23 protein-coding genes and 1 pseudogene are annotated in these 22,134 nt (G+C 73.5%); 9 read left to right on the top strand and 15 right to left on the bottom strand.

Going from position 1 to position 22,134, the window contains the following annotated elements; genetic code table 11:
- The first annotated feature begins 20 nt into the window (after positions 1-20).
- Together AB0I21_RS12480 and AB0I21_RS12475 are read left to right on the top strand one after the other, a co-directional pair.
- Positions 21-515, top strand: coding sequence for a SigE family RNA polymerase sigma factor (locus AB0I21_RS12480; protein WP_360560604.1), 495 nt, complete (start codon positions 21-23; stop codon positions 513-515).
- Positions 512-1,540, top strand: a complete 1,029-nt coding sequence (locus tag AB0I21_RS12475; protein WP_360560602.1) for a hypothetical protein — start codon at positions 512-514, stop codon at positions 1,538-1,540. The genes AB0I21_RS12480 and AB0I21_RS12475 overlap by 4 nt, the downstream gene beginning before the upstream one ends.
- Positions 1,541-1,545: 5 nt before the next feature.
- On the opposite strand, the gene AB0I21_RS12470 is transcribed toward AB0I21_RS12475, so the two are convergent.
- The 3 genes from AB0I21_RS12470 to AB0I21_RS12460 are packed head-to-tail and all read right to left on the bottom strand — an operon-like array spanning position 1,546 to position 3,819.
- On the bottom strand, positions 1,546-2,496 hold the full coding sequence (locus AB0I21_RS12470) for a hypothetical protein (protein WP_360560600.1): 951 nt from the start codon (positions 2,494-2,496) through the stop codon (positions 1,546-1,548).
- A gap of 34 nt (positions 2,497-2,530) precedes the next feature.
- The gene (locus AB0I21_RS12465; RefSeq protein ID WP_360560599.1) at positions 2,531-3,409 is read right to left on the bottom strand and encodes an aminoglycoside phosphotransferase family protein; all 879 of its coding nucleotides are present in this window, start codon (positions 3,407-3,409) and stop codon (positions 2,531-2,533) included.
- Positions 3,410-3,465: 56 nt separating this feature from the next.
- On the bottom strand, positions 3,466-3,819 hold the full coding sequence (locus tag AB0I21_RS12460; protein WP_360560598.1) for a hypothetical protein: 354 nt from the start codon (positions 3,817-3,819) through the stop codon (positions 3,466-3,468).
- A 29-nt stretch (positions 3,820-3,848) separates the two neighbouring features.
- On the opposite strand from AB0I21_RS12460, the gene AB0I21_RS12455 reads away from it, so the two are divergent.
- The 3 genes and pseudogenes from AB0I21_RS12455 (at position 3,849) to AB0I21_RS12445 (ending at position 5,545) form a co-directional block, all read left to right on the top strand.
- Entirely contained in the window at positions 3,849-4,376 is a 528-nt protein-coding gene (locus tag AB0I21_RS12455; RefSeq protein ID WP_360560597.1) for a GrpB family protein, read from the top strand.
- A gap of 52 nt (positions 4,377-4,428) precedes the next feature.
- Positions 4,429-4,734: pseudogene (locus tag AB0I21_RS12450) on the top strand (zinc-binding dehydrogenase); the annotation flags it as partial.
- Positions 4,735-4,777: 43 nt separating this feature from the next.
- Positions 4,778-5,545, top strand: coding sequence for an ATP-grasp domain-containing protein (locus tag AB0I21_RS12445; RefSeq protein WP_360560596.1), 768 nt, complete (start codon positions 4,778-4,780; stop codon positions 5,543-5,545).
- A gap of 59 nt (positions 5,546-5,604) precedes the next feature.
- Here the strand turns inward: AB0I21_RS12445 and AB0I21_RS12440 are convergent, their stop codons facing one another.
- On the bottom strand, positions 5,605-6,168 hold the full coding sequence (locus AB0I21_RS12440) for a TetR/AcrR family transcriptional regulator (protein ID WP_360560595.1): 564 nt from the start codon (positions 6,166-6,168) through the stop codon (positions 5,605-5,607).
- A 48-nt stretch (positions 6,169-6,216) separates the two neighbouring features.
- Between AB0I21_RS12440 and AB0I21_RS12435 the strand changes: the two genes are divergently transcribed.
- Positions 6,217-6,654 (top strand): nuclear transport factor 2 family protein, encoded by a 438-nt coding sequence (locus AB0I21_RS12435; protein WP_360560593.1) that lies wholly within the window; start codon positions 6,217-6,219, stop codon positions 6,652-6,654.
- Positions 6,655-6,671: 17 nt separating this feature from the next.
- Here AB0I21_RS12435 and AB0I21_RS12430 read toward each other — a convergent pair whose 3' ends face one another.
- From AB0I21_RS12430 to AB0I21_RS12405, 6 genes are all read right to left on the bottom strand, one after another.
- Positions 6,672-7,574 (bottom strand): serine hydrolase domain-containing protein, encoded by a 903-nt coding sequence (locus AB0I21_RS12430; RefSeq protein ID WP_344514696.1) that lies wholly within the window; start codon positions 7,572-7,574, stop codon positions 6,672-6,674.
- Positions 7,575-7,668: 94 nt separating this feature from the next.
- Positions 7,669-8,334, bottom strand: coding sequence for a DUF6193 family natural product biosynthesis protein (locus AB0I21_RS12425; RefSeq protein WP_360560591.1), 666 nt, complete (start codon positions 8,332-8,334; stop codon positions 7,669-7,671).
- Positions 8,331-8,606, bottom strand: a complete 276-nt coding sequence (locus AB0I21_RS12420; protein WP_360560589.1) for a hypothetical protein — start codon at positions 8,604-8,606, stop codon at positions 8,331-8,333. The genes AB0I21_RS12425 and AB0I21_RS12420 overlap by 4 nt, the downstream gene beginning before the upstream one ends.
- Positions 8,607-8,616: 10 nt before the next feature.
- Positions 8,617-8,994: an MmcQ/YjbR family DNA-binding protein gene (locus AB0I21_RS12415; RefSeq protein ID WP_360560587.1), complete on the bottom strand. Its 378-nt coding sequence runs from the start codon at positions 8,992-8,994 to the stop codon at positions 8,617-8,619.
- 25 nt (positions 8,995-9,019) lie between these two features.
- Complete coding sequence (locus tag AB0I21_RS12410; protein ID WP_360560585.1) at positions 9,020-9,244, bottom strand: hypothetical protein; 225 nt, start codon at positions 9,242-9,244, stop codon at positions 9,020-9,022.
- A gap of 517 nt (positions 9,245-9,761) precedes the next feature.
- Positions 9,762-12,665 (bottom strand): glycoside hydrolase family 48 protein, encoded by a 2,904-nt coding sequence (locus AB0I21_RS12405; protein WP_360560757.1) that lies wholly within the window; start codon positions 12,663-12,665, stop codon positions 9,762-9,764.
- Between the two features lie 370 nt (positions 12,666-13,035).
- Here AB0I21_RS12405 and AB0I21_RS12400 point away from each other — a divergent pair, with 370 nt between their 5' ends.
- The 3 genes from AB0I21_RS12400 (at position 13,036) to cutA (ending at position 15,148) form a co-directional block, all read left to right on the top strand.
- On the top strand, positions 13,036-13,518 hold the full coding sequence (locus AB0I21_RS12400) for an SPW repeat protein (RefSeq protein WP_360560583.1): 483 nt from the start codon (positions 13,036-13,038) through the stop codon (positions 13,516-13,518).
- Positions 13,519-13,612: 94 nt separating this feature from the next.
- Positions 13,613-14,746 (top strand): acyltransferase, encoded by a 1,134-nt coding sequence (locus AB0I21_RS12395; protein WP_360560581.1) that lies wholly within the window; start codon positions 13,613-13,615, stop codon positions 14,744-14,746.
- Between the two features lie 78 nt (positions 14,747-14,824).
- A complete protein-coding gene (gene cutA / locus AB0I21_RS12390; RefSeq protein WP_360560755.1) occupies positions 14,825-15,148 on the top strand; it encodes a divalent cation tolerance protein CutA in 324 nt (107 codons plus the stop codon).
- Here cutA and AB0I21_RS12385 read toward each other — a convergent pair.
- From AB0I21_RS12385 to AB0I21_RS12365, 5 genes are all read right to left on the bottom strand, one after another.
- A complete protein-coding gene (locus tag AB0I21_RS12385) occupies positions 15,143-18,340 on the bottom strand; it encodes a BTAD domain-containing putative transcriptional regulator (protein WP_360560753.1) in 3,198 nt (1,065 codons plus the stop codon). The genes cutA and AB0I21_RS12385 overlap by 6 nt on opposite strands.
- Positions 18,341-18,397: 57 nt before the next feature.
- Positions 18,398-18,784 (bottom strand): hypothetical protein, encoded by a 387-nt coding sequence (locus tag AB0I21_RS12380; protein WP_344507711.1) that lies wholly within the window; start codon positions 18,782-18,784, stop codon positions 18,398-18,400.
- 57 nt (positions 18,785-18,841) lie between these two features.
- Positions 18,842-20,128 carry a hypothetical protein gene (locus AB0I21_RS12375; protein ID WP_360560579.1) on the bottom strand — a complete coding sequence of 429 codons (1,287 nt, stop codon included), beginning with the start codon at positions 20,126-20,128 and terminating at the stop codon, positions 18,842-18,844.
- Entirely contained in the window at positions 20,053-20,403 is a 351-nt protein-coding gene (locus AB0I21_RS12370) for a hypothetical protein (protein WP_360560577.1), read from the bottom strand. Before AB0I21_RS12370 ends, AB0I21_RS12375 begins: the two co-directional genes overlap by 76 nt.
- Before the next feature lie 67 nt (positions 20,404-20,470).
- Entirely contained in the window at positions 20,471-22,060 is a 1,590-nt protein-coding gene (locus AB0I21_RS12365; RefSeq protein ID WP_360560575.1) for a methyl-accepting chemotaxis protein, read from the bottom strand.
- Between the last annotated feature and the right edge of the window lie 74 nt (positions 22,061-22,134).

Here is a 22,134-nt window from a genome sequence, read left to right as displayed (position 1 = left end):
CGCGAGGAGAGGCGCTTCTGGTGACGTTTGAGGAGTTCGTCGCGTCGCGGCTGGCGGCGTTGCTGCGGTACGCGACGGTGGTGACCTGGAACCCGCACCTCGCTGAGGACGTGGTGCAGGAGGTCCTCGTCCGTGCGCAGCCGCGGTGGGGGCGGATCAGCCGGGTCGAGGCGCCCGAGCGGTACGTGCAGCGCATGGTCGTCAACGAGTTCCTGTCGTGGCGGCGCCGGGCGGCGGCCAGGTTGCTGCACCTCGGCGACGGGATCGACGTGCCGGAGCCGGACCACGCGGAGCAGCACGCGGACCGCGACGCCATGATGCGGCTCATCGGCGGCCTGCCGCCACGGCAGCGGGCCGTGATCGCGCTGCGGTTCTACGAGGACATGTCCGTCGAGGAGATCGCCGACGTCCTGAGCTGCCGGACGTCGACGGTCCGCACCCACCTGAGCCGGGCCATGGACACGCTGCGCGCGGCCCTGCCCGGCACGCTCATCACGACGAAGGAGGCACCGTGACCACGGAGCTCGAGACGCTCGTCCGCGAGCTGCAGGAGCAGCGGGCCGACGCCGCACCGGACCCCGACCGGCTCCGCGGCGCGCTGCCCGCGCTGATCGCCCGGCGGCGGACCACCCGGACGGTCGTCGCCACCGTTGCCGCCGTCCTGGTGCTCGCCCTCGCCGTGCCCGTCACGTTGTCCGCCACCGGCCGGCGCCAGGCCGGCCCGCCTGCGGCGAGCCCCGTCCCGGCCGCGACCCCGGGCATCCCGCTGCGGTACGGCCCGACCTGGGTCCCCGACGGCTACCGGGAACGGCGGCGGGGGCTCCTCGTCGTCGACCGGGAGACGGGGAGCGCCGTCTTCCGCAGGTGGACCGACGGCCCGATGCTCGGCCAGTTCCAGCCGTCGGTGCGGTACCTGGAACTCGAGATCGTCGAGATGCCCGCGCGGCCCGGGCCGACCCCGGACGGCGTGGTGGACATCAACGGTGTCGCCGGCACCGTGTTCATCGGCGCGGCGCCGAACAGCACGGTGGTGGTCACCTGGCAGATCGACGCCACACACACCGCCCGGGTGCAGGCCTCCCCGGCGATCTCACCGGACGACATCCTCCGCGTCGCGCGTTCCGTGCGCCCGGACCCGGCCGTGTTCAGCCCGCCGGTGCGGCAGGGACGGCCGGGGGCACTGCCAAGCGGCAAGTACGACATGACCGCCGACGATCCCGGGCACTGGAGCGCCACCTTGGTCGTGTCCGACGCGGCGCCGCTGCTGACGCTCAAGGCGACGGTCGGCCCGGCCTTCGACGTCCCGGAAGGTGGTGACCCGGTGCGGGTCCGTGGCGCGACCGGCCGGATCGTCGCCACCGCCCCACCGGCCAGCAACCTCAAGTGGACGCTGACCCTCGTGGTGACGCTGCCGGACGGCCGGCCGCTGACCGTGGAAAGCAGCGTCGGCGGTGACCCGTCCGCGGCCCGGGAGTCCCTCGTCCGGGCCGTCGACGCCCTCGTCATCGACCCCGCACCGGACGTGTCGTGGGCGAGGTGACCGCGTCAGCCGCTGGGCTCGTAGGAGGCGGTCACACCGAGAGCGAGCAGGAGCCGGCAGAGCACCGAGTAGCCGGAGCCGTCGCGATGGTCGGTGTACGTGCGGGCCTTGCCGGCGACCGGGCGCACCTTCACCCGGCCGGGCCATAGCTCGATCCGGTCGATCGCCGCCCAGGGCGTGACCGTCGCGTCCTTCGGGCCGGCGATCCCGTCGCGGGTCACCCGGACGCAGCCGCGGGTGAGGACGGCGCCGCCACGCACGGCGCCGGCCTGGCGGGTCACGACCGGGGTCACGGCCCGGTCGACGATCAGGGCGGCGATCGTGGGGAACCTGGGGATGGCGGCGCCGACCTCGGCCGGCATCAGCGCGGCGATCATGCCGCCGATCGGGGCGTACGGGTCGAGCGCGTTCTCGTACTTCGCGGTGACGGGCACGGTCCGGCCGCCGGCGGTGGTCAGCACGAAACCGTCGTAGGCCCAGCTGCTGACCGACTCCCCGCCGTCGTGGCGCCACGCGTCGACCGCGTCGGTGATCTCGTCCCAGCGGACCGGCCGCGGCGGCCCGTCGGGGTCGACCTCGGCGAAGCCGCCGCCGTAGGCGTACAGCCACCGGGTGAACCGGCGGCGGCGCGTGATCAGGACGCACACCACGACGTACGGGCTCACCAGGAACGGCAAGACGCCGATGAACGGCAGCGCCCGGTCCGGGTTCCACAGCACGAGCAGGACGACGCCGGCCACGTACGCGACGGCCGGTGCCACCAGCCACAGCACCCGTCGCGCGCCGAGCGGCGGGGTGACCTCGGTGTGGTAGATGCCCAGCGGGTCGCCGAGGCCGAGCCCCTGGCCGACCCGCACCGCGTGCTCCCAGTTGGCGGCGTGGTCCTGCCGCCGGCGCTCGACCCGCTGGCCGAACCGCTCGTCCAGCCGCCGCCGCGCCTCAGGGCTCATCCCCATGCACACCTGGATAGCACCGCCGGGCAATCCCGCCTCAGCGGCCGGCGAGCCAGCTCACCCACTCCGGGATGCGGCGGAGGCTCTTCGCGGTGCCGCGGAGCCGGGCGAGGCACTCTGTCGCGGACCGGTCCCGGTCGGCAGGACCGTCGCCGCGGTGGCCGAGGGCCCGCCACAGCAGCCACTCGGCGGTGCGCAGCTGCGCCTCCACGATGCCGTGGAAGAGCGCCGGGTCCGGCGGGATCGGGCGGCCGTCCGCGCGGTGGTAGGCGGCGACGGTACGGCTGAAGGGCCGCCGCTCCTCGAAGCCCATCGCGAGGGCCGAGCGCAGCAGCTCGTGCTCGGCGAGGTCGGGGCCGGCGCCGTCCCAGTCGAGCAGCACCGGTCCGGCCGCGGTGAGCAGGACGTTGTCGGGTTTGATGTCGCGGTGCGAGGCGACCGGTGTCAGCGCCGGGCCGGGCCGGGCGAGGTGCGCCAGGGCCGCCGCGACGGTCGGCAGGTGCTCGCGGACCTGCCGGGTGAAGTCTGCATCGTGCCCGGCGAGCCACTCGTGCCAGGCCTCCAGGGGGTACAGCGCCGGTTGCGGCTGCCCGTCGGTGGCGGGTTCGCGGTGCAGGACGGCGAGGGTCGCGCCGGTCCAGTCGGCGAGGTCGTCGCTGGGGTCCGCCGGGTTGTGCCCGTCGTACCACCGGTGCAGCTGCCAGTGCTGCGTGGTGCCTTCGGCCTCGATCGTCGCGACCAGGGGTGGCAGCCGTTCGGGCCGGCTCACGCGGGCCGCTTGCTCGATCCGGGCGGCGGCGTGGTACTCGTCCCACCACCACGGCTCGTCGACGACGTTGAGGCGTTTCGCGGCGTAGCTGCCGGTCGTGGTCCGCAGCCGGTACACCGCGTGGGAGACGCCCCCGTCGACGCGCACGAGCGGCGCGGCCGGGCGGCCGGCGTCGAACGCGGCCGCGACCAGCGCGGCGGTGTCTATGACGACCGCAGCCGCTCGGCGTGGGCGGCGTCGTCGGCGGCGATCCCGGCCGGGCCGCTGCGCAGCAGCCGCCAGTGGGTGACGACGCCGTCGGGTCCGGTCAGCTCGCCGGCGGCCAGCGCCCCGTCGATGCCGGCGCGGACGCGGGCCTCGTCGGCGGGCTCGGCGGCGAACAGCACCCGCAGCCGCAGCTCGTCGCCGTCGCGGACCGCCGCGGTCTGGTGCGCGGCGAGCGGGCACGGCGGCTCGTGGTCGTAGGCACCGCACAGCGCGACGGTGATCGCGCCGCCGGGGGCGCGCTCGTCGCCGGTCAGGTCGAGCACCGCGGTGTGGGCGTAGGTCTCACGCATCCCAGCAGTATGCCGGGTAGGGTCCCGGTGTGCTGATCGAGATCCATGACCATGACCCGGCGTGGGCGGACGCGGCCCGGCGGGCGGTCGAGGAGCTGACCGCGGCGCTGCCCGGGCTGTTCGGCGCCGTCGAGCACGTGGGCAGCACCGCCGTGCCGGGGCTGGCGGCGAAGCCGGTCATCGACCTGATGGCGGCCACCGTCACGCTCGACGCCGTGGTCGAGGCCGACGAGGTGCTCGGGTCGCTGGGGTACCGCCGGCTGGAGACCGGTATGCGGGACCGGCTGTTCTACCGGCGGGACGGTTCGCCGGTCGCCTACCACCTGCACGTGGTGACCGCGGACACGTGGGACACGCGCAACGAGCGGCTCCTGCGCGACCACCTGCTGCGCGATGCGGCGGACCGCGACGAGTACGGCGCGCTGAAGCGGCGGCTGGCCGGGGCCGGGCACGACGGCGACGCGTACACGCGGGCCAAGACCGCGCTCATCCAGCGGATGGTTGACGCGGCCCGCGACGCGCGGGGGCTGCCGCGCGTCGACGTCTGGGAGGACTGACCTCGGCACTCAGCGTGCCGACAGGTTCTTCTCCGCATGATGTCGCGCATGCGACACCGTCAGCCGCAGCTCGTTCGCCGCCTGCCGCCCGGTCCTCGCCCCGCGCGGCTGCTACCTGCCCACCACCGGCATGGTGAACAACGTCCACGCCCTGCGCACCGCGGTCACCGGCGGCCCCCGCGTCCGCACCGGCATGTCGGTCCGCAAGCACGCGGCGCTCGCCGAGCTCCGCGACCTCCTTGCCCGGCAACGCCTCCGCGTCGTCATCGACCGCACGTGCCCGATGACCGAGATCGTCGAGGCGCACCGGTGCGTCGACAGCGGCCACAAGGTCGGCAACGTCGTCGTGACCGTCTGAAATCCACTGTGGCCGGTGCGGGTCCCGCGGCAGAATCCCGGGCGTGACCGACTTCCTCGTGCTGCCGCCCCGCCTCGACGCGACCGCCCGGCTGCTGGCCGCCGCGGCCCGGCGGCGGGGGCTACCGGTGGCGCAGGGGCGGCACGAGCCGCACGGATCCGGGCACGTCTACGGCGGGCCGCTGTTCGCCGGTGAGGTGGCGGCGGCGCTGGATCTGGCGCTGCTCGAGCCGGCCGACGACTGGCTGGTGACCTTGCCCTACCGGTACACCTGCCGCGACATCGTCATGAGCACCGTCGGGGACGCGCGGTGGACGCGGACGCCGGTGTTCGTGAAGCAGCCCCGGGACAAGGACCTGTCGGCGACGGTCTACGCCGACGGGTCGCGGCTGCCGGCGCTGGCGGCGCACACGCCGGTGCTGGTGAGCGGGATCGTGTCGTTCCTGGTGGAGTACCGGCTGTTCGTGCTCGACGGGGTCGTGCACGCGGGCAGCCGGTACGCCACGCACGGGCGCCTCGACCCGGCGCCGCTGGGCGGGTGCCGGGACCGGGACGTGGTGCTCGAGTTCGCGGGCGAACTGCTCGGCGCGTGCGCGGGCGGGCTGCCGAGCGCGGTGGTCGTGGACGTCGGGCTGGCGAGCGACGCCGACCGGGGCGAGGAGCGGTGGGCGGTGGTGGAGGCGAACATGGGCTGGTTCAGCGCGTGCTACGCCGCCGATCCGGACCGGGTGCTCGACGTGGTGCTGCGCGCGGCTGGCCCGCGTGACCGCCTCCTCCCCCGCGACGCGCCCTTCGACCGGGCGGGCCGCTGACAGCTGCTCATCGCTGGGCGGCGCCCGCTCCGCTCATCGGCGGGCGCGGCCGATCCTGCTCATCGGCGGGCGAGGCCGTCGAAGACGATGGCGAGCATGCGGGCGCGGACGTCGTCGTCGAGGCCGGCCTGGGAGGCGGCGCGGGAGGCGGCGACCAGCAGCGCGTACACCTCGGGCAGCTCGGCGTCGTCGCGGACGGCGGCGGCCCGCTGGGCGCGCTCCAGCAGGGCGCCGAACGAGCGACGCAGGCCCAGGGACGCCTGCACCGCCTCGGTGTCGCCGCCGCCGGTCAGGTCGTGCAGCGCCTCGCCGATGGCGATCTTCGTGGCGGCGTCGGCGACGAGGTGGCCGAAGAAGCCGAAGAACGCCGCGCCGGGGTCCTCGGCGTCCAGCAGCGCGTCGGCGTGTGCGCGGAGCCGGTCGAAGCGGCGTACCAGGACCGACTCCACCAGCGCCGTCTTGGTCGGGAAGTGCCGGAAGACGGTGGCGATGCCGACGCCCGCGAGCCGCGCCACCTCCTCGGTCGAGGCCGCCTTGCCGCCGGTGCCGAAGACGTGCTCGGCGGCGTCGAGGATGCGCTGCCGGTTGGCCTGCGCGTCGGCGCGTGGTGGACGGCCGGGCATTCGCATCGCTCCCTTGTTCCGGAGTCGCGACTCCGTATAATCGGAGTCATGACTCCACATCGTAGTCCCCGCGAGGTGTTCCTGGCGCTCGTCACCGGCGTGGCCGAGGGGCGGTGGGAGGAGCTGCCCGACCTGTACGCCGAGCAGACCCACGTCGTGCACCCGTTCGACCCGCTGCGCGGGCCGGCGCTGCGCTCCCGGGACGAGCTGCGCGCGCACTTCACGCCCACCGGCACCGGACCGGCGCTCGACCGCCGGGCGACCAACATCACCATCCACGAGACCATCGATCCGGAGGTCGTGATCGCCGAGTTCGAGTACCAGGGCACCGCCGACGGCAAGCCGTTCACGCAGCCCGGCATCTTCGTGCTCCGGGTCCGCGACGGCGAGATCGTCAGCTCCCGCGACTACTTCGACCACGTCACCGGCGCCGCCGTCCGCGGCCGCCTCGACGACCTGGTCGCGGCCGTGAAGGCCCGCGGCTAGCGCCGCGGCCGTGCCGTTCAGCCCAGGCGGTCGAGGATGAGCTCGTGGATGGCCTCGAGGAGGTCGACCTCGCGCTCGGAGTGGGCGGTGACGGTGACGGCGGCGCGTCGGGCCGGGCAGATGACGGCGTACTGGCCGTAGCGGCCGTCCATCCGGTACATACCGTCCCGGTCGATCCAGACGCCGAGCCCGTAGCCGTGGTTGAACCGTTCGCTCTCGATGATGCTGCTCGTGTCCGCGAACTCCTGCGTCATCCGCCGCACGTAGTCCGCCGGGACGAGCTGCCGGCCGTTCCACTTGCCTTCCCGCAGCAGCAGCCGCGCGAAGCGGGCGAGCTCGCCGGTGCGCAGGAACAGGTCGCTCGCCGCGAACGGGAACCCCTGCGGGCACGTGTGCCAGGCCGGGTTGTGCAGGTCCAGCGGCGCGAACAGCCGCGGCATCAGGAAGTCCCGCACGTCGGCGCCGGTGGCCCGCGCGATGACCCGCCCGATCGCGTACGGCCCGGAGTCGGTGTACGCGAACCGGGTCCCCGGCACGGCGTCCAGCGGCGCGGCCACGATCTCGTGCAGCAGGTCGAGCGCGTCGACCCGCATGTCGGCGAACCATTCGTGGCTCGTGCCGCTCGCCATCGTGGCGAGGTGCCGCAGCGTGACGTCCTCGACCCCGTCGGCCGCGATGGGCCGCAGCTCCGGGAAGTGGTCGAGAAGCCGGTCGTCGAGGCTGAGCCGCCCTTCGGCCTCGGCGATGCCGAGCGCGACGGACGTGAACGTCTTCGACACCGAATACAGGTTGACCCGGTCGTCGGACCGCACCCGCCGCTCGACGTCCTCGTCGCCCTCCCGGTGCACGTGCACCCCGTACACGCCGAGGTCCCGCTCTCGGTTGGCTCTGATGAAGTCGTCCAGGAGCTCCTCACCCACAGCCGGATCGTACCGGCCCGACCGTTTCGACACCGCCGCCTCGCCGATCACGACCGGCGTCGAAAGGGTCGGCGTTCGATCGGGACGGTGCGGGTCAGGCGGCGGCGAGGACCAGCGCGATACCGCCCGCGACGTCGGTCTCGCCGAGCTCGGGACCGCCGCGCAACCACACCCGGAACACGCCGCCGGCGATCGCGGTGACGCACGGGTAGACGGTCGCCGGTGAGGACGGGTCGCGGAAGCTGAGCACCCGCATGTGGCTGACGAGGACGGGGGTCAGGGCGCGCAGGCGGGGCTCGTGGAAGGCGGCCACGATGAACGGGACGAGTGGCGCGTGGATCGAGCCGCGGTGGTTGGAGGCGTACTCGTGCCACATGTATTCGCGCTGGTCGCCGCGTTCCCGGGCGGCGAGCATCTCGACCGGGCCCAGCAGCGGGAACGCCTCGGCCAGGGCGGGGGCGGTGGAGCCGGACTGCCACCGTGCCGCGAGGGCGGCGACCGTGGACAGGTCGGGGACCCAGCCGTAGGCGATGCCGGCCGTGCCGTCGTAGCACCGGACGCTGTACGACCTGCCGACCGGCGGGGTGGTCCAGTGCGACCAGTCGTGGACCGACACGCGGGTGGTGCGCGGGCCGGCGCCGATCACCGCGTGCTCCGGCGGGCAGGCGACGTCGTGCCGTGGGGAGACCGGCAGGACCACGCCGGTCCGGTCGAACTCCGCCCGGATGGCTTGGGCGAGGTCACCCGCGGCGGGTTTCATGCCGCGCCGCCGACCAGCCGCAGGCCGGTGACGGTCAGGCCGGGCGGGACGCCGGTGAGTTCGATCGCGGCGTTGAGGCCGGCGGGGGCGACGTCTCGGGGGCGGCGGCCGCAGATGTGCAGGACGCGGGCGACCGTGACCGGGTGCCGGGTGGTGCCGCCGGTCAGCCAGAGCCGGTCGCCGCGGGTGAGGTCGCCGTCGTGGGGGCGGCCGGTGACGGCGACGCCGCCGGAAGGGGCGGGGAAGGAGTCCTCGATCAGCATCCAGGCCACGGCGCCAAGGTTAGCGAGCGGCGAGCCACGCGGCCGCCCGTCGGGCCGAGGCGCGGGACAGCCACGCGTCCTGGACGACCTCGGCGAGCTCGGCGTAGGTCAGTTCGCCGAGCCGGCTGGCCCGCAGCAGCACCGACGGGTGGCCGTTGAAGTGTGCGGTGGTGAAGAACGGCGTCGACGCGTCCTGGATCAAGGCCTGCTTGTCCGCGTCGGACTCGACCCAGAAGACGATCACGTCGGGGAACCGCTCGCCGGTGACGGGGTCGACCGCGTCGGGGCGCGGGTTGCGGAAGAAGACGAAGGACTTGCCGCCGACCTGGTAGACCGGGTTGTCGCCGGAGCCGTGGACGACGGTGACGTGCGGCATCCCGGCGGCCAGCGCATGCACGTCCTCGACCGTCGCGGGCCTTCCGTCAACCTGAGACACGCCCCAACGTACCAGCGGATCCGGGCCGTCCCGCGCCGAAGTCCCAGCCGGGGATGTCCCAGGCGGACACCCAGCGCCCGTCGGCGTCGACCTGGCCGAGCGCGTAGCCGTTGGCGGCCTCGACCTCCTCGGCGGCCCACCGCGGGACCGGCGCCGGCCACCCGTTGAACCAGGCGTGGGAGAGCAGGCCGGCGAAGGCGGTGCCGGTCATGGTGCTCAGGGCGTGCAGGCAGCGGCCGGGGGCCGGCCAGCTCGCACGGCGGCTCGCCCCAGTCCTCGGTGCGCCACGCGTGCGGCCACGGCGGCGGCATCCGGCCGGCGGCGATCAGGGACCGCGACTCGAGGTCGTTGCGGTACCGCAGCGGCACCACGGTCAGCGGCAGCTCGTCGCCGGTGCGCCGGTCGTACACGACACGCGGCCGAGTGCCGTGCCGGGGCCCCGGCCCGATGGTCGCCCACTCCTCCAGGGGCATCCGGAGCGCGTCGCCGGTGGTGGCACAGGCGATCAGGACGTGCTCCGGCACGCCCCACGCGGGGCCCAACCAGTGGTCCACGGTCACCGGAGCAGCCTGGCACGCGCACCTGGTGACCACCTGGCCGCGAGCTGGGACCTGCCCGCGAGAACCGCAGCGGGCACCGCGCGAACAGTCGCACGGTGGCCGTCGATGCACTGCGGTGAGGCGCCACCGCCTCAAGAGAGACGGTGGCGCCGGTACACAGATGGTGCGTCAGCCGCCGATCAGCAGGCCGTAGTCGGCCATCGCCATGGCGATGTCGGACTGGGCCCAGAAGCGGTGGAAGGTGAACGTCGGCGCGGGGCCGGTCCCGTTCAGGTAGGCCTGCACGGCCGGCCAGTTCGGGTCGTTCTTGTAGAAGGAGCGGGTGTCCAGGAAGGACTTCCCGGGGGCGATGACGTCACCGTTGGGCATGACGCCGCTGTACCCGGACGGGATGTACAGGCCCTGCTGGTTGGACGAGGACCAGATGTCGTCGAAGCGGTTGTAGTCGGTGCGGGTCTCCGGGATGCCGACGCCCTTGCTGTCGGTGTGCAGCCAGATGCCGTCCAGGAGCTTCTTCGCCGTGGTCTTCGCCGCGGTGTTGTTGGCCTTCGCGCCGTAGTAGGTCAGCAGGCGGGCGTACGCTGCCGCGATGCCCACGTCGGTGCCGGTGCTGACCACGCTGACGTGCAGGTTGGTGTTCGCGGCCGGGCTGGCCGGGTTCCAGGTCGCCGGCGCGCCGGTCCACTGGAGCGTGTCGGGGATCTTGAAGTCGCCGTTCGCGGTGAACGTCGTGTTCGCGATCGCCCAGGCCACCCACTTGTCGAGCATCGTCTTGGCCTTGGCGTCACCGGTCGCGTAGTAGTACTCCGCGACCCGCTCCACCGACCACGCCTGGAAGCCGAACCACTGGTTGGACGGCGGGTCGTGGTAGACGGGCTTCTCGTCGTAGAACATGCCGTAGAACGTCGGCGTGCCGGCCGGCGGCACCGAGTAGTTGCCGCCCCAGCTGTTGGTGGCACCACCGGCGAACGCACCCTCGGAGGACTGCAGCCACTGGTAGAACTCCAGCTGCCGGCCGAGGCTGGTCTGCCAGTCGCCCTTCGCCGACGGGGAGCGCGGCGCGAACCCGCTGACGTTGGACAGCACGTACGCCGCCAGGGGGTTCTGGTAGCCCTGGTGGTTGTGGCTGGAGCCGATGCGCCACGACCACTGGCCGCCCGCGTCGCCGCCCCACGCGTAGTACCAGTTCAGCAGGTACGCGGCGGAGTCCTTGCCGGTGCCGGCGGCGCAGCCCGTCGACGTGCAGCCGGGCTTCTTGAAGTACTTGTCGTACATCGCGTACCGCAGGTAGTCGCCCATCTTGGCGGCCTTGCCGACGACGGTGGCGACGTCCGCGGCCTTGCCCTGGGCCGAGGCCCACTGCTGCGCCCAGTACGCGGCCTGGATGGCGCGCGCGTCGGCGTCGGGGGCGTTGGTGTAGCGCCACTGCTTGGCCGGCGAGCCGTCGATGAACAGCGGCAGGAAGCCGCCGTTGGCCTTCGCGCCGAAGCGGAAGTCCTCACAGGACGGGTGGGCGACGGTCTCCCACACCGACTCCTGCGGGCCGCGCTGGTAGGTGTTGATGTACGACACCGTGGAGCCCGGCTGCGGGGTGCACGAGCTGAAGCCGTAGACGTTGTCGACGTCCTCGAGCCAGTGCATGCCGTACACGTCGGTGTTGCCGTAGGTCGAGGTCAGCTCCGTGTACAGCGGGTCGACACCGACCTTCACCGACGAGTCGAGGTGGCCGCCCTGCTGCGGGTACAGGCTGGGCTGCCCGGCCTCGGGCGCGTAGTCGGCGGGGTCGTTCGGGTTGTAGCCGCCGGTCGGCTGGTTGGCGTGGGTGGGGATGATGTACTTCTCCATCGTGTCCCAGGCCTTGTTGAACGGGGCCCAGTCCTGCTTCACCCGGCCGTACTGCGCCTCCAGCCACAGCCAGAAGCTGAACGCCTCGGACGTGGTCTCGTGGCCCCAGTCCGGCGCCTCGACGACGAGCGTCTCGATCGAGTGGTAGGGCACGCCCTCCGGCGAGAAGTACCCGGAGCTGTGCAGCTTCTGGTACTGCTCGAGGAACCGCTGGACGTACACGCCGCCGGCGACGTCGTCATCGCTCTCGTTCGCCGGTACCGACGCCGACGCCCAACCCGTAGCGGTCAGGTTGATCGTCGCGGCACCGTTGGTGGTGTCCGCGTCCTGGGCGCCGGAGACGGTCACGACCTGCGCGACGTTCCAGTTCGCGGTCGTGAACGTCAGCGAGGTCGGCGACACGGTGATGTCGGTGTCGCCGGTACGGGCGACCGCCACCGTCACGTTCGACGTGGGTGCCTGGTTCAGCTTGACCGACAGCGGCGTCGAGCCGCCCTCGGGCACGGTCAGCGGCGACGGCGTGGCCAGGATCGACGGCCCGACGAACGGGTCGACGAACACCGGCACCGCCGCGGACGTGCTCACCGCGCCCTTGCTGTCGTAGGCCTTCGCCTGCAGGCTGTACGCCCCCGTCTGGCTCGGCACGTTGGCCCAGCTGTACGTGTACGGGGCGGTCGTGTCCTGCCCGAGCAGCAGGCCGTCGTGGTAGAACTCGACCTTCGCGATCGAGTCACCGGCGTCCGGGTCGCTGGCGGTGACGGCGATCGGGATCGTCGCCGGCGCCGTGTACCGGGTGTTGGCGGCCGGCGAGGTGATGGCGACCGTCGGCGCCTGGTTCGGCCCGGTGCAGGTCACGCCGTTGAGCGAGAAGCTCGTCGGGTTGACGTTGGTGCCGCTGTACCCGGCGTTGAAGCCCGGGTTGACGGTGCCGTTGCTGGGCAGGCTGCCGTTCCACGGGGCGTTGCGGATCGTCACCTGGCTGCCGGTCTGGGTGTAGTCGCCGTTCCAGCTCTGCTGCACCTGCTGGTTGCCGGCGAACGTCCAGGACACGTTCCAGCTTGTCAGAGGGTCGCCGAGGTTCGTCACCAGCAGATCGCCGGTGAAGCCCGTCGGCCATTGGCTGCGTACCGAGTAGACGACCGTACAGCCGGCGGCGGCGTGTGCGGGTCCTGCCGGCATGACGAACAGCGTGCCGGCGGCCAGGAGGCCGACGGACGCCACACGCATCCAGCGTTGGGTCCGGGTGGTCATGTGTGGGGTGCTCCTCGTGAAAGTTTCTGGGCGGAATACGGGCACGCGACAGCGCGGCGGCGTTGGTACGTAAGCCAGTCGCTGCGTGTGCCCCGTCGGCTCCCAGACGCGAGGTGGCGCTGATTCTGGCATGGGAGCGCTCCCGGGACAAGCGTCCTGATTTCACCTATGGTCGCGACGGCTATCGATCCACCGGAGGTGATGCCAACCCTTTTCGCGGCTCCCATCGCGAACCGGGGTACGGCGGCCGGCGTCTGCAGCGCCGCCGCCGTGCCCACCCATTTCGTGTTAGTTCTCAGCGGTACGGGTTAGACAACCCCGATGTCGACAAGGAAAGGGGACCGTCATGACCCGTCCGATCGCGGACCTCGAACAGCACCCGGACATCCTCGAGCTGCGGGCCCACTACGACCGCGCGGCGGAGACGCCGACCGCGCACATCACCGACGGCGGGCTGCTGCTCGCCGGGATCTACCTCACCCTGTCGCCCTGGATCGTCGGCTTCGCGCCGTTCGAGGGTGACCTCGCGGTCAACAACTTCATCTGTGGCGTGGCCGTCAGCTTCCTCGCCATCGGCTTCGCCGCGGCGTACGGGCGCACCCACGGCCTCACCTGGGTGCCGGTGGTGCTCGGCGTGTGGACGTTCGTCGCCCCGTGGGTCATCCAGGGCGCCCACCCGTCCGGCGGCTCCATCGCCAACAACATCGTCATCGGCCTCGTCATCATCGCGCTCAGCCTGATGACGATGATGACGATGCGCCTGCCTTCCGGCCGTGGCCGTGGCCGTGGCCGCGACCGTGACCGTGACCGCGAGCGGGACCGGCGGTGACATGGCGGTCATGTGAGGTGACCACTGGTCACATCGGGGTGAATTCTTCCCGGCTCGGCGTGCGCCGGCCGGGAAGAGTGGCTAGACATTCAGCGTGAACCGCGACAGCCGCCTACCGGCCCTCACCGGTCTGCGCTGGGCGGCGGCGCTCGTGGTGTTCGGCCAGCACACCCTGGAGCTCTTCTACGACTCGGACCTGGTCGCCCCGCGACCGGTCCGGGCCGTGCTGTGGGCGATGCTGGTCAACGGCGGCGCGGTGGGCGTCTCGTTCTTCTTCGTGCTGTCCGGCTTCGTCCTGACGTGGTCCGCCAAGCCCGGCCCGTTCTACTGGCGGCGGTTCACCAAGATCTACCCGGCGACGCTGGTGACCACCCTCCTCGCCCTGGTCGTGGTCGGCGGCGCCGCACCGCTGCAGCTGGCCATCCACCTGACGCTCACCCAGACCTGGTTCCCGCATGCGTCGGTCTTCCGCGCGCTCAACCCGGTGAGCTGGTCGCTGTCGTGCGAGGCGTTCTTCTACCTGTGTTTTCCGCTCCTGTACCGGCTGCTGCGCCGGCTGGGACCCAGAGGTCTGTGGACGGTCGCCGCCCTCCAGGTCGCCGTGGTCCTCGGGATCGGCGCCGCCCTCACGTACGCCGACCGCCCGTTCGCGCTCTGGTTCGGCTACGTGTTCCCGCCGGTCCGGATGGCCGAGTTCACCCTCGGGATCGCCGTGGCGCTGCTCGTGCGGTCCGGCGCGTGGCGCGGCCCGGGCCTGCGCTGGTCGTTCGTGCTGGTCGGGGCCGGCGCCGTCCTCGCGCTGAAGGCCCCGTACCCGCTCAACCAGCACGCCCTCACGCTCGTGCCCGTCACCTTCGTCGTCGCCGCGGCCGCCCGCGCCGACCTCACCGGTGTCCGCACCGTCTGGACCCGCCCGTCGCTGCGGTACCTCGGCGAGGTGTCGTTCGCGTTCTACCTGGTGCACTACCTGGCGTACCTGGCCTATGACCGCCTCGGCCTGCTGCCGCACCGCGCCGGCCCGCTCGTCGCCGCCCTGATCACCGTGTCGGTGTTCGCCAGCAGCCTCCTCGGCGCCATGGCCGTCCACCACGGCGTCGAGCTGCCCGCCCTGCGTCTCCTGCGCCGCCGGCCCCCCACCGCCACCGTCGCCGGTTCCGACGCGGCCACCGTCGCCGGGGCTGACGCGGCCACCGTCGAAACCCCGCTCCCGGCCGCCGCCCGTCCCTGACGGCGTCCGCCCGCTGTGCGACACCGTCCGGATCGCCGTCGTGCGGGGCGCCCGGACCCGTTACGCTGCCTCCCCGTGATGGACTTTCTCGAGGTGTCGGCAGGGTTCCCGAGCCAGCAGGACGCGGCGTACGTGGCACGCTCGGTCATCCACACGCGGCTCGCCGTCGCAGCGCGGGTCGAGGGCCCTGTGCTGTCCATGGGCTGGCGCGACGGCACCCTCGTGGAGGCCGAGGAGTGGCGGCTGCTGCTCACCGTCCAGGCGGAGCGGTTCGACCAGCTGGCCGCGTACATCATCAGGCGCCACCCGCGGCCCGACCCGCAGATCGTCGCCGTCCCGCTGCGCCGGCACGTCGGCGTCGAGGCCGTCGAGCCCGCGCCGTCGGGCGGCGTCCCCCTATGACGGCAGGCGTTCGAGGGCGGCCTCGACGCGGGTGGCGGCGCCCGCGTAGTGCAGCTTGCGGGCCAGTCGCAGCGCCTCCTCGGCCTCGGCCGCGTCGCCCTTCGCCAGGGCGTGGATGCGGCGCAGGTCAGGCTCCGCGAGGCCGCCCTGGCCCGGCAGGCCCCGCTCCAGCGCGGCACCGGCGACCTCGGCGGCCTCGGTGTCCCGGCCGAGGGTGAGCAGCGCGTCGGCGTAGAGCGCCTCCAGCCGGCCGAAGCGGCGGATTCCCTCGCCGAGGGCGACGCGCGCCTTCGCCATCCGGTCCACCCCGGTCAGGTCGCCGGTGCGGACCTCGGCCCAGCCGAGCACCATCGCCGCGAGCGCCTGGTACTCCAGGTGCCCGCCGCGCTCCGCGAGGCGCAGCGTGGCGCGGGCCGCCGTGATCGTCGCCGGCCCGTCGAACCGGTCGGCGGCGACCGCCGCGGCGTAGTGGCTGATGTACATGTCGAGGAACGGCTCACCGACCCGGGCGGCACGCTCCCGGGCGGCACGCAGGTGCCGCTCCGCGGCCTCGTGATCGCCCAGCATCCCGCACACGATCGCCGCGGGTGCCTGCGCGCCGACGACCGGGTCCCAGTTGACGATCGGGAACGCCGGCAGGTCCCCGCCGGGCAGCGCCTCCAGCGCCGTCTCGAAGCACCCGCGGGCGCGTGGCAGGTCCAGCACCGACAGCGCCGCCGCGCCCTCGTGGACCTCCGCGACGATCGTCGCCCACGGGTCGGTGCTGCCCTGCTCGCTCGCCGAGCGGGCCATCGCGACGCCCCGCGCGACGTCGCCGGCGGCGGTGTGGAACGACGCGTACCCCCACAGCGCCGGCAGGATGTCCAGCACCGGCCGGCCGCGCAGCCGCACCAGCAGCGGCTCCATCGCCGCGTACTGGGCCGCCACGAACGGCGCCAGGTAGCCGTCGGTCGCCTGGTGCATGTACGCGAGCCGGATCCGCAGGTCGAGCTCCGCGACGTCGCGGCGCTCGCCGGCCGGGGCGCGGTGCAGCACCCCGATCGCCTCCACCAGCAGCGCCGACGCCTGCTCGTGGGCAGTCAGGTCGTACGCCTCGCCGGCCGCCTCGACCAGCGCGGGCACCACGTCGAACGGCGACAGCACCGGCAGCGCGGCCCGCAGGTGGGCGGCCAGCTCGGCGACGGTGGCGAGGCCCGTGTCGCGCAGCGCCTGGGCGGCCCGGGCGTGCAGCCTGGCCCGGCGCAGCGGCCCCTGGTCGAGGTACGCGGTCTGGCGGACCAGGTCGTGGGAGAAGCGCAGCAGCCCCGGGTCGTCGGTCGCGGTCAGGACCCCGCTGACGACCGCGGTGTCGAGCGTGTCGAACAGCGCCAGCTCGTCGATCTGCACGACCTCGCGCAGCACCGGCACCGACACGTCCCGGCCGAGCACCGACGCGACGGCGATGACCGCGTTCACCTGCGCGGGCAGCTTGGCGAGGCGGCGGCGGACCACCTCCTGCACCCGCACCGGGACGTGCTCCGGCGCCAGGGTGTGCTCGGCGACGAGGACCCGCAGCAGCTCCACCACGAAGAACGGGTTGCCGCCGGTCCGGTCCAGCAGCATCTCGACGGTCTCGGCGGGCACCTCGGCGCCGGTCACGTCCCGGGCGAGCGCGGCCACCCCGTCGGCGCCGAGCCCCTGCAGCGGCAGCCGCACCGCGGACGGGTCGGCGAGCAGCTCCCCCAGCGCACCCGCGAGGGGCGCCTCCGGGGCCAGCTCGGCCTCCCGATAGCCGACGGCGAGCAGCACCGCGCTGCGCCGGACCGCCTTGGCGAACATCGTCAGCAGCACCGTCGACGGCGCGTCCAGCCAGTGCGCGTCGTCGACGACGAGGACCAGCGGCCGGTGCGTGGCGAGCCGGCACAGGCCGTCGACGATCCCCTGGTACAGCCGGGACCTGGCCAGCTCCGGGTCGGCGATCCGCTCGGCGGCGGGCAGCGGCAGCGCCTCGCTCAGCGTCGGGTCCAGGACGGCAGGCAGGTTCCCGTACGGCGCGAACGCGGTGGCGAGGGCGTCGGCGGCGCCGGGTGCGGCGGCGACGGCCCGCAGGATCTGCGCCCACGGCAGGAACACCGGCGGCGCCTCCCCGTCGACGCCGGTCCCGGTGCCGACGAACCCGGTGGCGCGGGCGGCGAGCTCCCGCAGCAGCGCGGACTTGCCGATGCCCGGGCTGCCGGAGACGAGCAGCAACCGTCCCCGGCCGGCGGCCGTGCCGGCGAGGAGCTCCTGCACGGTCCGCAGCTCGGCGTCCCGCCCGACCAGGCCGCCGTCGTCGGCGTCGCGCCCCTCCGCACCACTGTCACTGTGGTCACCCGGGCCACCCGACTCTGGCGGCATTTCGGACATATCGCCCGCGGCCGGGGGGACGACCTTGGAACTTGGCGGAGTGGACGTCGGGGCGGCCGGCGCCGGCTCGGCCAGGTGCGGGGCCTGCCGGAGGATGTCCTGCTCGAGCTGCTGCAGGGCCGGGCCCGGTTCGATGCCGAGCTCGTCCACCAGGCCGGCCCGGGCCCGGCCGTAGGCGGCGAGCGCCTCGGCCTGCCGGCCCGACCGGTACAGCGCGAGCATCAGCTGACCCCAGAGCCGTTCGCGATACGGGGCCTCCGCCAGGGCGCTCTCGCTCAGGTAGGCGACCTCGGCGGCACGTCCGAGCCGCAGCAGCGCCTCCGACCGCTCCTCCACGGCGATCAGGCGCAGCTCCTGCAGGCGGCCCCGCTCGGCGCGGGCCAGCGGGGAGTCGCCGAGCTCGGGCAGCGGATCCGCGCGCCACAGGTGCAGCGCGTCGGTGAGCACCTGCAGCGCCATGGCCGGGTCGGTGCCGGTGCGGGCCTGCTCGACCGCGGCGGCGAACCGGGCGGCGTCCACCGCGTCCGCCGGCACCATCAGCTGATACCCGGGCGCGCGGCTGACCAGCACCGTCGACCGGTCGCGGGCGGTGCGGCCCGGTTCGAGGGCGCGGCGGAGGCGGGACACGTACGCCTGCAGGGAAGCGATCGCCCGCTCCGGCGGCTCGTCGGACCACAGCTCGTCGATGAGCCGCTGCACGGACACGGTCCGGCCGGGCTGCATCGTCAGCATCGCCAGGACGGCGCGCTGCTTCGGGGTGCCCGTGTCGACCGGGCCGCTCTCCCCGACGACCTCGAGCGGGCCCAGGATCCGAATCTGCAGGATGCGTTACTCCCGGAGCTCCACCTCGGCCGCGGACGCTGGCTACAGCTCCACGGCGAACGATCCGTCGTCGTACGGTCCGAAGCCCGCGGCCTCCAGGAGCTCCTCGCCGTGCGCCAGAGGCGCCGCGACGAGCCTACGGGCTGGACCGGCCCGCAGGGCGTCCACCAACGAGATCAGCACCTGAACGGCGAGGTCGGAGCGTCCGCCCGGCGCGACGAGACCGACCAGTCGGACGATGGACTCACCCGGCCGGACGGCAGCCAGGGCCGCGGCGGGCTGCTCGTCCCCGTCGGCCGGGTCGATGAGCTCCCACCACTCCAGACCGTCGAACAGGAACTCGTCGACGACGGACACGCCGAGCGCGAGCCGGGTCACGGCGCGCCGCCCGGCCGGCACCCGCCGCACCAGCCGAAGTGTTTCTTTCACGTGCCCCAGCTAACCCCGCCGTTCTTGCAAACGGCTTGCTGCCTCGCATCCGGGCGCTCATCCGCCCGAATAGCCGACACTGAGCCGGGTGCCGCCACTCGTCCGCCACTCGATCGGCCGCCCGGCCCGCAGGTGGGTGCCCATCGCATACCAGTCGTCCACCGGCAGTCCGACGACGAACCCGTCCTCCATCGGGTCGACCGTCACCGCCGAGCCGCCCTGGATGAACAGCAGGAAGTGCACCCCGGGCTGGTTCTGCGACCGCGGCCGCGCGGCGACCACCTCGCTCGGCGCCGACCGGTCCGGCCACCACACCCGCACCCGGCCCGTCATCGTCGTGTACCGCGGGATGAGCGCGAACCGCGGCGGCATCTGGATCCAGGCCCCGCCGAGGACCGCGTGCCGCTCCCGGTCCACGATGATCATCAGCTCGCCCGGGCCCTCCACCACCATCACGTTCTCGTCGCGGAGATTGCTGACGTCGTCGAGGACGGTGGACCCGTCGTACGTGTCCGAGTCGACGACCGGCGGCCGGGACGGGTCGAACCACCACGGGTAGGGGAAGCACGACTCGGTGGCGGCGAGGTTCGCCAGCACCCTCCCCCCGCCGTGCCGCCCGACCGCCTCCATCTCCCCGTCGAACAGCGGGACCAGCAGCAGCGGCGGCCAGTCCGCCGGGAACCACGCGCCGTCGCCGGCGGCGTGCAGGATCAGCGCCCCGCCGACCTCCCTGCCGCCGACGTCGATCGGCTGGCCGAACCCGACGACGTGGTTGACCCGCATCCGCCAGCCCTGATGCACCGCGGCGGAGTACATGCCGAGGATCAGCTCGATCAGCCCGCTGTCCAGCGGCTCCTTCCCACCGCCGCCGGGTGGCAGCACGACCGCCGTCACCTCCACCAGGCCCGCCGCGGCCAGCCCCATCGTGGAGTACACCCACAGCATCGTGCCGGCGGGCAGCCCCGGGAACCCGTCCGGGTCGTCGGGGACCTCACACTCGTCGACCGTGATGACGAGCGCCCCGTCCGCGGCGACCACCCGGCCCGCCTGCGCGACCGCCGGCAGCCGGACCGGCCCGTCCGCGCCGCGCGGCAGCGGCACCGACCCGACCGGCCACCGCGACTGCCAGTGCTGCGGAAACCGCTCGTGGACGGGCACGGGGACCGGGCCGCTCCCGCCCGGCACGAACTTCCGCATCACCGGACGGGCCGAGACCCGCAGATCCCACCCGAGCTGCCAGGTCCGGCCGCCCTGCGTGACCACGGCGTTCAGCCGCCACCGCAGCAGATCCACCTCGTCGGTGACAACCGCGAGCACGATCCGGCGGGCCTCGCCGGCCGGCACCTCAAGAGGCCACACCGGCCCGGGCCGCAGGCGGCGCCCGTACGCGTCCCGGGCCGGCCGCCGGCGTTGCGGTCGCAGGCGGCGACGAACGCCTCCACGAAGCCCCAGTCGGGCACCGTGCGGCCCTGCAGCTTGTCGTCGATCGTCGCCCGCGGGTACGGGCGGCCGGCCTGCCGGGTCAGCCGCTCGATCTCCCGCAGTGACGGCTCCCCCGCCAGGCGCCTGCATCCCCCGAGGTGTTCAGCGAAGGCCGCCAGCGCGGTCGGTGTGGACACCCGAAAATCGTAAGTGGCCGATGCCCGTCCGGATGTCCGGCAACTGTCCGGAGATCCGGACGCGCTGTCACACGTGTTTGAAGCGGGAGACCAGCCGCTGCAACTCGCCGGAAAGGCCCGCCAGCTCGCCGCTGGCCTCACGGCCGGCCGCCACGCTCCGGTTCGTCTCCTCCGCGGCCGCGGCCACCTCCGCGATCGTGGCGGCGATCGTCTGCGCGCCACCGGCGGCCTCGGCGACGTTGCGGGTCATCTCGCTCGTGGTCGCGGTCTGCTCGTCGACGGCCGAGGCGATCGTCGTCTGGTACTGCGAGATCTGCCCGATGATCATGCTGATCTGCTCGATCGCGGCGACCGCGCTGCCCGTGTCGGCCTGGATCGCGCGGACCCGGGTGGCGATGTCCTCGGTGGCACGGGCGGTCTCCTGCGCCAGCTCCTTGACCTCGCCCGCCACGACGGCGAAGCCCTTGCCGGCCTCCCCCGCCCGGGCCGCCTCGATGGTCGCGTTCAGCGCGAGCAGGTTCGTCTGCTCCGCGATCGACGTGATCACCTTGACCACGTCGCCGATCTCGGCCGAGGACTGGCCGAGCTTGGACACGGTGTCGTTGGTGGTGGTGACGACGGTGACGGCCTGCCCGGCGACCCGGGCCCCCTCGCTGGCGTTGCGGGCGATCTCCCGGATCGACGCCGACATCTCGTCGGACGCGGCGGCGACCGTCTGCACGTTGCCGGAGACCTGGGCGGCGGTCTGGTCGGCCTCCCGGGCCCGCGCGGACACCGCCTGCGCGCTGCCGGCGACCCCGGCCGTGACCGCGTCGAGCTGGCTGGAGCTGCGGGCCACCAGCTCGGCGCTGCGCGCGAGGGCCGCGACGGTCTCCCGGACGCTGGCGGTGGCCCGGTTGACGGCGCCCGCCATGCTGCCGATCTCGTCCCGGCCGCCGACCGGCGCGGTCGTGGACAGGTCCCCGGCCGCCATCGCGTCCATGGCCCCCACCACAGGGGCGAGCCGGCGGGTGATCGACGCGGCGACGTACAGGGCCAGCGCGGTCGCCACGACCAGTCCGACGATCAGGGTGAGCAGGACCTGCAGCCGGGCGGTGGAGTACTGCGAGTGGGCGTCCTGCACCGCGGCGTCGGCGTCGGCGGCCTGGTGGTCGGCCAGCTCGGCGACCGCCGCCTCCATGCCGGGCACGACCTTGTTGAAGTCGATCGTCGCCGGCTTGCCCTGGGCGAGGTCGGCCATCGCCCCGGTGAACTGCTGCCACAGCGACGTGAACTCGTCGACGGTCCGCTGCGCGGCGGCGCTCCTGGGCAGCTTCAGGTACTCCTCAAGCGCCGTGTCGAGCTGCTTGATCGCGTCGCCGGTGCCCTTCTGCGCCAACGCGATGACCTGCGGGTCACCGCCCGACCCGAGCTGCATCGCCGCGTTGTGGTTGATCAGCGACTGGGCGCCGCGGATCTGGCTGAGCAGCACCAGCTCCTGGACGTTCTCCACGCGCAACTTGCTGACCTTGCCGTCCATCGCCGACATCCGCGACAGCGCGAACGCCCCCGTGATGACGGCGGTCAGCGCCATCGCCGTCAGCGCGAACAGGATCTTGGTCCGAATCCTGCGGTCGGCCAGCCAGCCGCCGCCCTTGACCGTTCCCGTGTCCGCCACTGTGCACCATCCCGGAATCCGGCGAGTCTCGCACTCCTCGACATCGGCGCCACATCGCGAAACTTGAGCCACTC

The organism is Dactylosporangium sp. NPDC050588, assembly GCF_040654975.1.
GTDB classification, from domain to species: domain Bacteria; phylum Actinomycetota; class Actinomycetes; order Mycobacteriales; family Micromonosporaceae; genus Dactylosporangium; species Dactylosporangium maewongense.
This window is presented reverse-complemented; position numbering and strand designations above follow the sequence as displayed.

Bases quoted from the DNA above. Each gene is read 5' to 3' on its own strand.
- AB0I21_RS12470 (WP_360560600.1), bottom strand. From the start codon at position 2,496: ATGGGGATGAGCCCTGAGGCGCGGCGGCGGCTGGACGAGCGGTTCGGC.
- AB0I21_RS12460 (WP_360560598.1), bottom strand. From the start codon at position 3,819: ATGCGTGAGACCTACGCCCACACCGCGGTGCTCGACCTGACCGGCGAC.
- AB0I21_RS12440 (WP_360560595.1), bottom strand. From the start codon at position 6,168: ATGCCCGGCCGTCCACCACGCGCCGACGCGCAGGCCAACCGGCAGCGC.
- AB0I21_RS12435 (WP_360560593.1), top strand. From the start codon at position 6,217: ATGACTCCACATCGTAGTCCCCGCGAGGTGTTCCTGGCGCTCGTCACC.
- AB0I21_RS12425 (WP_360560591.1), bottom strand. From the start codon at position 8,334: ATGAAACCCGCCGCGGGTGACCTCGCCCAAGCCATCCGGGCGGAGTTC.
- AB0I21_RS12410 (WP_360560585.1), bottom strand. From the start codon at position 9,244: ATGACCGGCACCGCCTTCGCCGGCCTGCTCTCCCACGCCTGGTTCAAC.
- AB0I21_RS12405 (WP_360560757.1), bottom strand. From the start codon at position 12,665: ATGCGTGTGGCGTCCGTCGGCCTCCTGGCCGCCGGCACGCTGTTCGTC.
- AB0I21_RS12400 (WP_360560583.1), top strand. From the start codon at position 13,036: ATGACCCGTCCGATCGCGGACCTCGAACAGCACCCGGACATCCTCGAG.
- cutA (WP_360560755.1), top strand. From the start codon at position 14,825: ATGGACTTTCTCGAGGTGTCGGCAGGGTTCCCGAGCCAGCAGGACGCG.